Below are 9,253 nucleotides of genomic sequence, written 5' to 3' on the forward strand. Positions count from 1 at the left end.
ACCTACGACGCCCTGCCGGAGGGTGACATCGCGGCGTGGCGGGTCGAGGATCCCGAGATCACCGGGCCGCTGCCGAGGCTCGCGGGCGTCGCCCCCGACTGGGACTGGGAGTGGGACTGGGATCCCCCCGGGGCCGGCCCCGGCGGGACAGGGCAGGCGACAGGGCTGGCGTCGTCACCACCTGCGACCGCCTGGTACGCGAGGACCGGCGTGCTGCTGGCCCTGATCGGCGCTGCGGGAGTCGCGCTGGTGGTGGCCACAGTGCTGCTGTTGGCACCGGATGACTCCCGGGACGCTCCGGAGAAGCTGCGCCCGGTCCAGAGGACCACGCCCGCGAGCACCACCGTGATCGTCCCGCCCGCGCCGGCCCCGTCGGCGGCGCCGGCCGAGGCGGCCGAGGCGTCCGAAACGCCGGGGGTACCGGGTGCGCTGGGGGCGGCGGGGGCCGAGACCGAAACCCCGGTATCCGCCGAGCAACTGGAGCCGCGCTCGGCGGTCGGCTCCGCCGACTCCGGTCAGGAGGCGGCCGACCCGGTTGAGCCGCGCATCAAAGCCACTCGGGCCCCCACCGTCGTCACTCCGGGGTCCTAAGGGTCAGAGGAGTCAGAACCTGACGCTGGCCACTACCGAGCGGTGGTCGCTGGGGTAGGGCGTGACGACGATGTCGGCCTCGGGGGCTTTCTCCCCGACGATCGACGCCGCCTCGACCACGGCCTTTTTATCTCGATCGCCACCCGGACCTGCGCGTACCAGGACGTAGTCGATCCGGTCGTGGTGGTCGGCCGGGTCGGTGCGCTCCGTGGAGGGAGTCCAGGTGAACGCCGGCTTGGCCACCTCGTCGGGGTGGGCGGCGCGCAGCGCGTCGGTGAACCCCAGCCGCTCCAGCGCCAAGCTGGTCGGCCACGCCACGACCATCGGCTGATTGCCGGCGGCGACGGCACGCTGGGTCCAGTCCCGGTGCGAAGGTTCGTTGAAGTCGCCGAAGACAAATGCCGCCGCGGCGCCGTCGGAGGCGGTGAGATCCTCGGCGAGCAGTTTCAGGGCAGGGTCGCGGGCATCCTTGGCGGCGGCGACGGCCTGCTCCCCACTGGTCAGAAACGGCGCCTCGCCGTAGGGAATCTTGAGTAGCTGGTAGGGCTGGTAGGGGTAGTCGGTGAAGTGGACGTTGTAGGCGTAGACGGTGCGGCCCTCGACATCGATCGGCACACCCAGGTCGTGCTTGGTCGCAGCGCCGATCGGATAGCGGCTGATCACGGCGTTGGCCCACAGGGCGGGGTTGTCCTGGGTTTGGTCGTAGTAGTAGAAGCCCAGCGCGTCGGCGATGGCTTTGGCGACACTCGCACCGGTCGGCGGGCAGCTCTGGGCCGTGCAGGGGTCGGTCTCCGGCCGGGTCTCCTGCAGCCCGACGATGTCGGCCCCCGCCGCGCGGATCACCGCGACCGTCTCGTCGACGGGCTTGCCGTCGTTGACGCCGCCGCCGTAGATGTTGAACGACATCACTTTCAGCACCTTCGGCGCACCCGGCTCCCCCGGCGTGCCCGAGGACCCGCAGCCTCCCAGCGCCCACATCAGGGCCAGCATCGCGATCGCCAGCATCCGGGGGGTGGGCCGATCCAGCGCGCGCATGCCCTCAAACTAGCCCCGCCGGGCGGCTTTCGGGGATCGCCGGCGAGACGATTTGCCTGCCGTTCACCTACCGCTTCCCCCGCGCTCGTCCGGAGGGCCTATTTTCGACACATGGTTCTGGTGCCTCTCAACATATTTGTCAGCCATAACGGACGCTCCTCCCGGCAACGGGTCACCTGCCGCTACCGCTGCGGTGACGCCTGTGCGCACCCCGCGCCCAACACCAGCGACAACGAATACTTCGGCGACATCGTCAGCGAGATCGGGCGAGCACTGTCGCGGCGTTCGCTCCTTAAGGCCGCGGGAGTCACCGTCCTGGCAGTCACCGCCGGACCCGCGCTGGCCGCGTGTTCAAGGCCGACCGAGGCGGCTCGGCCCGCCCCGGCGGCGCCCGATTCCGCCCCGCCCGGGATGAACTTCACCGCCGTGGCGCCCAACAGCGAGGACGCGGTCGTCATCCCCGACGGCTATCGGCAGGCCGTGGTGATCCGCTGGGGCGACCCGGTGCTTCCGGGCGCACCGCGCTTCGACGTCGGTAACCAGACCGCCGCGGCGCAGCGCCAGCAGTTCGGCTTCAACAACGACTTCGCCGGGCTGCTGCCGATCCCCGGCACACCGAACCGGTACCTGATGGTGGTCAACCACGAGTACACCACCGAGCAGTTCATGTCCCCCGGCTACGACGAGGACAACCCGACCCGCGAGCAATTTGAGGTCGCCGTCGCCGCTCACGGCCTTTCGGTCGTCGAGGTCGAACGCGGCCCCGACGGCCTCACGCCGGTGCTGGGCCGCTACAACCGGCGGATCACCGCGGACAGCCCGTTCGTGCTGACCGGGCCAGCCGCGGGCAGCGAATTCGTCACCACCGCAATCGATCCGACGGGCCGGGCGGTGAGCGGTTCGGTGAACAACTGCTCCGGCGGGGTCACGCCCTGGGGCACCATTCTGAGCGGCGAGGAGAATTTCAACAGCTACTTCGGCGCGGCTGAGACCTCGCCGGAGCCCTCCCCCGAAACGGCCGCCCGGTGGAAGCGCTACGGCATCAAGGTCGAACCCAGCCAGCGCAGATGGGAGACCTTCGACAATCGCTTCGACCTGACCGCGACACCCAATGAAGCCAACCGGTTCGGCTGGGTCGTCGAACTCAACCCGTGGGACCCGAACTCCACTCCGGTCAAACACACCGCGCTGGGCAGGTTCAAACACGAGGGCGCGACGATCCACGTCACCGCCGACGGCACCGTCGTCGCTTACACCGGAGACGACGAACGATTCGACTATATGTACAAGTTCGTCTCCGCCAAGAAGATCCAGCCCGGCCGCGAACCCGCGGCGATAGCCGCCAACATGACGATTCTCGACGAGGGCACCCTGTATGTCGCCCGGCTCTCCAGTGACATCCCGGCCGCACAGATCGACGGCTCCGGCAACCTGCCCGCCGACGGCTCGTTCCGCGGGTCGGGAACCTGGATTCCGTTGCTGCGCTCAGGCCCCGACGGGCAGGCGGAGTCGCTCGTCGACGGGATGTCGGCGCAAGAGGTGGCGGTGTTCACCCGACTGGCCGGCGATCAGGTGGGCGCGACCAAGATGGATCGCCCCGAGGATTTCGAGGCCAATCCCAAGACCGGCAAGGTGTACGTCGCGCTGACCAACAACGACAAGCGCGGCGCACCCGACAAGCCCGCGGCGGATGCGGCCAATCCGCGCAACGACAACAAGAACGGCCAGATCCTGGAGATCACCGACGACCACGCCGGGACGTCGTTCACCTGGGATCTGCTGCTCGTCTGCGGCGATCCCGCCGCGGCGGACACCTACTACGGCGGTTTCGACAAGTCCAAGGTCAGCCCGATCTCCTGCCCGGACAACCTCACCTTCGACTCCTTCGGCAACCTGTGGATCGCCACCGACGGCAACGCCCTGGGCTCCAATGACGGCTTGTTCGCCGTCGCGCTGGAAGGCCCCGCCCGCGGCGAGACCCGCCAGTTCCTCACCGTCCCCCTCGGGGCGGAGACGTGCGGGCCGACGATCTCGCCGGATCTGGTGACGGTATGCGTCCAGCATCCGGGCGAACACGACGACAACAGCCTCGACAACCCGCTCTCCCGCTGGCCCGAGGGCGGCAACGGTACGGCGCGCCCGGCAGTGGTGGCCGTCTGGCGGCAAGGTGGGGAGATCGGGGTTTAAGGGACCGTCTCGCCCGGCCGGGACCGCTGCGCCCACACGGCATAGAGCGGGTCGCCCGGCCACGGCGTCGGACGCCGCTGCGCGCGGGGCTCGTCCCAACCGACCGAGCGGTAGAAGTACTCGGCCACCAGCTGTACATGGAACTCGTCGTCGGTGGCCAGCCATCCGCGGATCGCCTTGGTCGGGAAGCACCGGTTGGAGAACGTGCACACGAACGGCGCGCCGGGCCGCAGCACCCGAGCCACCTCGTCGAACACCTCGAGGGGCCGGACCAGGTAGTCCACCGACACCGTGCACACCGCCCCGTCGAAGCAGGCGTCGGCGAACGGCAGCGCGGGCTCGCGGTTGAGGTCGTGGACCACCCGTTCGTGCGCCTGCGGGTTGCGGTCGAGCTCGAGGGCGTTCATCCCGAGCGCGACCAGCCGTTGCGGGGTCTGGGCCAGATGCGACACCCACGAGCTGCACAGGTCGAGCACCTCGCCGTGCAGGCCGAGCTCGTCGTAGAGGTCACGCACGGCCGCGATCGCACCGTCGTCGATGTGCTGCACCAGCCGCGCCTCGCCGTAGAAGCGACGGTCGTCATCCTCGTCGAGCCGGGTGAAGAAGCCGTCCGGGAATCCGTGGTAGCGGTCCTCAGCCGAGCCGGACGTCGCATCGGCGGCGGTCACAGCCCGAGCCGGCCGCTCGGCGCAGGGCTACGGCCTCCGCAACACAGGAGATACACGAGCTGAACCCTAGTGCTTGCCAACAGACGCGGCAGCGCTCTCAGGCCGGATGGTGGGCCCGCCCGACGTTCGAGCCGACCACCTACCAGCCACCATCGGCGGGCATCCAGGCCAGCAGGGCACCCCGGGCTGTGCGCGGTCGCGGGTAGCGTGATGAGTGAGCGGCAGGGAAGCCCGGCTGGACACTCCAGATCGGCGCCTCGGCAGCCGATCGCGAAGCACGAGGAAAGACCACGAGGAAAGACCAGGTGGCCCATGCTGACGGCGGCACTTCTGGTCACGGCGCTGCTCTTCGGAGGAATGACTCTCTACTCTTTCGGGTTCGCCGCCTTCGTGTTTTCGGCCTTACCCATGGAGACGGCGGGTCCCACCATTCGCCGCGCCTTCCCGCATTTTTACCTCTTCGTCATCGCGACGGCGGCTGTGGCAGCACTGCTTGTCTGGCCTTCCGCGCGATCGCTGTCGGTTGCTCTCGCAGCGATCGCCTTGACCGCTGTGCCGGCCCGCCAAATCCTCATGCCGGCTATCAACCGCGCGACAGACACTGGTGCGACGGTCCGCTTCAAACGGCTTCATCGGCTGTCCGTGTCGATCACGCTTGCCCACATCGTCGTGTCCGGATGGGTGCTGTCACAGATTCCCGGTCTGGCGACTTAGGGAAAGGTCGCTTCGACTAAGGGAGAAGGAAAACGCCGAGCGGAACTCGACGCGAGTTCGGCCACCCGGGTGGCGAAACTACGCTGACGAACACTGGACTTCATCGGAAGGGCTTGCGATGGCGCGCTACGTGACAACGGTGAGGACCGCGAAGACTCCGCAGGAGGCGTTCGCCTACCTGGCCGACCTCCGCAACTTCGCCGAGTGGGATCCCGGCGTGAAGGCTGTCAGACAAGTGAAGGGCTCGGGCGGCGGCCCGGGCAACGTGTTCGACGTCACCGTCGTCGGCCCTGGCCGCGACCTGACCTTGCGCTACGTGACCGAGGAGCACGACGCCCCGCGAAACCTCCTCGTGGTGGCCCGCAACAGCGTGTTCACGTCGATCGACCGGATCACCGTCGAGCCCGTCGGCACCGGGTCGGTCGTCACCTACGACGCAGACCTCCGCCTCAACGGCGTACTGCGCGTCGGCGATCTGGGCCTGCGGCTGGTGTTCGGCCAGATCGGTGATCGGGCTGCCGCCGGTCTTCGCCGTGTTCTCGGTGCTGAGGTGGTGTGATATCCCCAGATATCCCGTGGTCAGGGGTCGCCTTTCCCGGCACGTCCCCCGAAGCGCACTCGCCGTGATCTTCCTGGCGGCCGGCGCTGCGCTCATGCCGGCTCAGGCCGCGGCCGCGGAACTGAGTGACTACCTGTGGCAACGCCGCCCCCTGCTGGTTTTCGCGCCCACGCAGAGCGATCCGCGGCTCGCTGAAACAGTGCGCGGCATCGAGGCCAGTCGATGTGACTTCGCGGATCGCGACATGGTGCTCGGCCTGATCCTCACCGAAGGAACCAGCACCCTCGACGGCGACGTTGTCGACACCAGCCAGGCGAAGCGGTTGGTCTCCGGGTTCGGAATCGGCGCGAACAGCTTCGCCGTGGTACTCATCGGCAAAGACGGCGGCGAGAAGCTGCGGGTCGACGCCGTCCCGGATCTTCAGGCGATCTATGCCGTGATCGACGGCATGCCGATGCGGACCCGCGAGAGGGACATCGACCCGACCCGGTGTTGAGGGCCGGTCGTCACCGAGAGACCCTCAGGATTTGTCCGCGCCGGCATCCCGGCGGATGCGTCGGTCGTAGGCCGCCCTGGCCTCGCCGTCGAGTTGGCGCAGCACCCGGTCGCGGGTGAGCCGGCCGCGAACAGCCCCGAGTAAACGGTCGGGCACCACCGCCGCGGCCGCCTCGTAGCTGCGCATCCATCCCGGCACCGCGACGATCGCCGGTCGGGTCCGGCAGGACGCGACAACGGCTTCAGCGATGTCCTCGGGGTCGACGGTCGGCAAAAACCCGCCGAGCTTGACCCCCGACACCAGATCGGTGCGCACCGCCGAGGGCAGCACCGCGGTGACGGTGACCCCGGTGCCGGCCAGCTCGTCGCGCAGCGCCTCGCTGAAGCCGACCACCGCGTGTTTGGTCGCGCAGTAGGTGGCCAGCCCGGCGGCGGGCACGACACCAAGGTAGGACGCGACATTGACGATGTGACCGGATCCGCGTTCAAGCATGCCGGGCAGAGCGAGTTTGGTGCCGTTCAGCACACCGCTGAGGTTGACACCGACGATCGCGTCAGTCACGGCGTCGGACTCCTCGACGAAACGGCCCGCCGGCATGCTGCCGGCGTTGATCACCAGCACCCGCAGCGGTGGCTCGATACCGGCCAGGAACGCGGCGAAGGACTCCCGTGACCGGACGTCGAGGCCCACACCGGCACAACCCAGCTCGGCGGCGGCGGCTTTGGCCAGATCGGCGTCGAGGTCGCCGATGAACACCGTTGCTCCGGCGGCGATGAACGCCTTGGCGGTGGCGTACCCGATCCCGCGGGCGGCACCGGTCACCGCGACGGAGGCCCCGAACAGAGGTAAAGCAGTCGACATAGCGGAATCCTTCCCGTGGCGAGGGTACTTGAGGGTGCCCGATGGCCCCTCGGGCAGGAACGGGTGCCCAAACGTGTCGGAGCGGGCCGATACCCTCCCGCCCAGGTGTGAGCTTGGGGACCTCAGGAGGTGTTCGGGATGAATTTCGCCTTCGCCGTCGCGGGGATCGGCGTCGTCTACGTTTTGGGAACCTGGATCGGGGTGTGCATCTCCGAATCCCGGCACCGGGTCGACTCCGACCGGCGGGCGGTTTTGCTGGCCGGCGCGGTCAGTGCCGAGTTGGAGGCTGAGGTCGGCCGCTGGGCGGGCAGTCGGTGAGGAGCGCCGATCAGGTGTGGCGGCGACTTCCGCGGCTTTGCGCGTTTCGGGTCTCTTAACGCCCCGGAAGTCGCCGCCACCACTAATAATCCCCGGCGAACGCGTGGCCTGCTGTCCCCCGATGAGCCCTCCGGGTGGATGAATCGCCGGTCCTCCGATTGGGGGACAGCTGCGCTACCGTGGGCCCGATGACGGACACGAGCGTGGACGGCGACGCGGCGCCGCGCAGGGCTTGCCCCGCCTGCCTGACCGAAGTTCCCGACGCGCAGTTCGGCGGTCACTGCGGCGCGGCTCTCGACGCGCCCATCGGTTACTGGCGACAGCTGCTGCGGCCCTCGGTCTTCGCCCCCGCACCCCGCGAGCGACTCCTGCTGCCGACACCCACCAGTGCGCTGTTCCCCGGACTGGGCGACCTGACCCGTAAGCCCTTCCGGCTGGCGATGATCGTGCTGGCCGCTGGGCTGGTGGCGTTGTCGCTGCTCCGGTATCTCGACGGGCTGGTCATACTCGCCCCTCTCGGACTGCCCCTGCTGTTCGGGCTCTACCTGTGGCAGTCCGGTGCCTTCCGCGACATTCCGGTGCACATCCTGGCCACCGCGATCATCCTCGGAGCGGTTCTGAGCGTGGCGTGGTGGATCTGGACCGGCGGACTTGTCGCCAGCTGGTACGGCGTTCCGACCGTCGCTGGCCTGGCGCTGGAGAAGACGCTCAGCATCGGACTGGCGATCACCGCCGGCGGTGCGGTGCTGATGCTGGCGCCCGCGGCGGTGGTGCGGCTGCTGCATCTGCCGGCCCGCGAATCGCTGGACGGGTTCGCCCTCGGCGCACTGGCCGCGCTGACGTACATGGTCGCGGGGACCCTGACGTGGCTGGCGCCGCAATTCACGTCGGGACTGCTCGACAACCTGAGCGCAACGCGGCTGCTGGAGGAATCGGTGCTCTACGGCGTTGTCGATCCGGTGATCACGGTCACGCTGGGTGGTCTGTTCGGCGTCTGCCTGTGGTTCCGGCCCGCCCGCCGGGCCGGTTTCGGCCCCCGCCGTCCGCGCGTCGCACTGGCAACCGCGACCGCGGCAGCGGCCATCGCCTACCTGGCGGTGTGGACGATCGACGCCGCCCAGTTTCCCCGGGTCACCGAGTTGGCAGCCACGCTGACCCTGGCCGTCGTTGCGGTGCTGTGCCTGCGGATCGGGCTGCAGATCGCGCTGTTGCACGAGTTGCCCGACGCAGCGACAGAGCAGCCGTCGCTGTGCGTGCATTGCCTGCGGGTAGTTCCGGAAATGCCGTTCTGCCCAGCCTGCGGCGGTGCGGCGCGGACCTCGTCGCGGCAGGCGCGGCGGCGGGCCCGGGAATCCCCGCCGGTGCGGGTCGAGACCGGGTGACGGACGGTCACGTATCATCGAAAAGTTGCGCCCGTCCGGGTCCAGAGCACAGAAAATGGAGTAACGACCATGGGGTCAGTTCGTTCAACGCGTCAGATCGCGCTCGCCGCCGGTGTCGCGGCACTCATCGGAATGGGTGGGCTCTCGGCCTGCAGCACCACCAAGGAAAAGCCCGCCGAGACCAAGGCGCCGACGCAGACCAGTGCACCCGGCACGCAGAACAGCCCGCAGCCCACCGAGAAGGCGCCCCGCATCGAGCCGGGCGGTAGCTCCTTCTCACCGTCGGTCAAGGCGCCCGCGGCTCCGACCGCGCTGCCGGGCAACGTCATCACCGGCGGTTAGCTGCCGGACCCCGAGGACAAGCTCCTCAGCGCGGAGGGTCCCCGCGCCAGGTGAAGCTGTCGACGTACTTGCCCATGTCCTGGGCGATCGACAGGTTGGC

At 69.0% G+C, this 9,253-nt stretch carries 10 protein-coding genes and 1 pseudogene; 8 read left to right on the forward strand and 3 right to left on the reverse strand.

The genetic code is table 11. The features are described from left to right. Positions 1 to 591: pseudogene (locus ACKOB8_RS10515) on the forward strand (hypothetical protein); the annotation flags it as partial. Between the two features lie 12 nt (positions 592 to 603). On the opposite strand, the gene ACKOB8_RS10520 reads toward ACKOB8_RS10515, so the two are convergent. Next, a complete protein-coding gene (locus tag ACKOB8_RS10520) occupies positions 604 to 1,626 on the reverse strand; it encodes an endonuclease/exonuclease/phosphatase family protein (RefSeq protein WP_526377161.1) in 1,023 nt (340 codons plus the stop codon). Between the two features lie 111 nt (positions 1,627 to 1,737). Here ACKOB8_RS10520 and ACKOB8_RS10525 point away from each other — a divergent pair, with 111 nt between their 5' ends. After that, entirely contained in the window at positions 1,738 to 3,813 is a 2,076-nt protein-coding gene (locus ACKOB8_RS10525; protein WP_526377162.1) for a PhoX family protein, read from the forward strand. Here the strand turns inward: ACKOB8_RS10525 and ACKOB8_RS10530 are convergent. Further along, positions 3,810 to 4,481 carry a methyltransferase domain-containing protein gene (locus tag ACKOB8_RS10530; protein WP_526377163.1) on the reverse strand — a complete coding sequence of 224 codons (672 nt, stop codon included), beginning with the start codon at positions 4,479 to 4,481 and terminating at the stop codon, positions 3,810 to 3,812. The genes ACKOB8_RS10525 and ACKOB8_RS10530 overlap by 4 nt on opposite strands. Positions 4,482 to 4,793: 312 nt before the next feature. Here ACKOB8_RS10530 and ACKOB8_RS10535 point away from each other — a divergent pair, with 312 nt between their 5' ends. The 3 genes from ACKOB8_RS10535 (at position 4,794) to ACKOB8_RS10545 (ending at position 6,250) form a co-directional block, all read left to right on the forward strand. Continuing rightward, positions 4,794 to 5,195, forward strand: coding sequence for a DUF4149 domain-containing protein (locus tag ACKOB8_RS10535; protein ID WP_526377164.1), 402 nt, complete (start codon positions 4,794 to 4,796; stop codon positions 5,193 to 5,195). A gap of 118 nt (positions 5,196 to 5,313) precedes the next feature. Further along, positions 5,314 to 5,754 (forward strand): SRPBCC family protein, encoded by a 441-nt coding sequence (locus ACKOB8_RS10540; protein ID WP_526377165.1) that lies wholly within the window; start codon positions 5,314 to 5,316, stop codon positions 5,752 to 5,754. 64 nt (positions 5,755 to 5,818) lie between these two features. Further along, complete coding sequence (locus ACKOB8_RS10545) at positions 5,819 to 6,250, forward strand: DUF4174 domain-containing protein (protein ID WP_526377166.1); 432 nt, start codon at positions 5,819 to 5,821, stop codon at positions 6,248 to 6,250. A gap of 24 nt (positions 6,251 to 6,274) precedes the next feature. On the opposite strand, the gene ACKOB8_RS10550 is transcribed toward ACKOB8_RS10545, so the two are convergent. Continuing rightward, positions 6,275 to 7,111, reverse strand: a complete 837-nt coding sequence (locus tag ACKOB8_RS10550) for an SDR family NAD(P)-dependent oxidoreductase (RefSeq protein WP_526377167.1) — start codon at positions 7,109 to 7,111, stop codon at positions 6,275 to 6,277. A 138-nt stretch (positions 7,112 to 7,249) separates the two neighbouring features. Here ACKOB8_RS10550 and ACKOB8_RS10555 point away from each other — a divergent pair, with 138 nt between their 5' ends. The 3 genes from ACKOB8_RS10555 (at position 7,250) to ACKOB8_RS10565 (ending at position 9,153) form a co-directional block, all read left to right on the forward strand. Beyond that, entirely contained in the window at positions 7,250 to 7,429 is a 180-nt protein-coding gene (locus tag ACKOB8_RS10555; protein ID WP_526377168.1) for a hypothetical protein, read from the forward strand. 188 nt (positions 7,430 to 7,617) lie between these two features. Beyond that, entirely contained in the window at positions 7,618 to 8,811 is a 1,194-nt protein-coding gene (locus ACKOB8_RS10560; protein ID WP_526377169.1) for a zinc ribbon domain-containing protein, read from the forward strand. A 69-nt stretch (positions 8,812 to 8,880) separates the two neighbouring features. Further along, positions 8,881 to 9,153 carry a hypothetical protein gene (locus ACKOB8_RS10565; protein WP_526377170.1) on the forward strand — a complete coding sequence of 91 codons (273 nt, stop codon included), beginning with the start codon at positions 8,881 to 8,883 and terminating at the stop codon, positions 9,151 to 9,153. The last annotated feature ends 100 nt before the right edge of the window (positions 9,154 to 9,253 follow it).

This window comes from Mycobacterium sp., from assembly GCF_046091765.1.
Taxonomy (GTDB): Bacteria; Actinomycetota; Actinomycetes; order Mycobacteriales; family Mycobacteriaceae; genus Mycobacterium.

What these genes read in the sequence shown, in the direction of transcription:
- ACKOB8_RS10525 (WP_526377162.1), top strand. Translation starts at nt 1,738, where the DNA reads ATGGTTCTGGTGCCTCTCAACATATTTGTCAGCCATAACGGACGCTCC.
- ACKOB8_RS10535 (WP_526377164.1), top strand. Translation starts at nt 4,794, where the DNA reads ATGCTGACGGCGGCACTTCTGGTCACGGCGCTGCTCTTCGGAGGAATG.
- ACKOB8_RS10555 (WP_526377168.1), top strand. Translation starts at nt 7,250, where the DNA reads ATGAATTTCGCCTTCGCCGTCGCGGGGATCGGCGTCGTCTACGTTTTG.
- ACKOB8_RS10550 (WP_526377167.1), bottom strand. Translation starts at nt 7,111, where the DNA reads ATGTCGACTGCTTTACCTCTGTTCGGGGCCTCCGTCGCGGTGACCGGT.
- ACKOB8_RS10560 (WP_526377169.1), top strand. Translation starts at nt 7,618, where the DNA reads ATGACGGACACGAGCGTGGACGGCGACGCGGCGCCGCGCAGGGCTTGC.
- ACKOB8_RS10520 (WP_526377161.1), bottom strand. Translation starts at nt 1,626, where the DNA reads ATGCGCGCGCTGGATCGGCCCACCCCCCGGATGCTGGCGATCGCGATG.
- ACKOB8_RS10540 (WP_526377165.1), top strand. Translation starts at nt 5,314, where the DNA reads ATGGCGCGCTACGTGACAACGGTGAGGACCGCGAAGACTCCGCAGGAG.
- ACKOB8_RS10565 (WP_526377170.1), top strand. Translation starts at nt 8,881, where the DNA reads ATGGGGTCAGTTCGTTCAACGCGTCAGATCGCGCTCGCCGCCGGTGTC.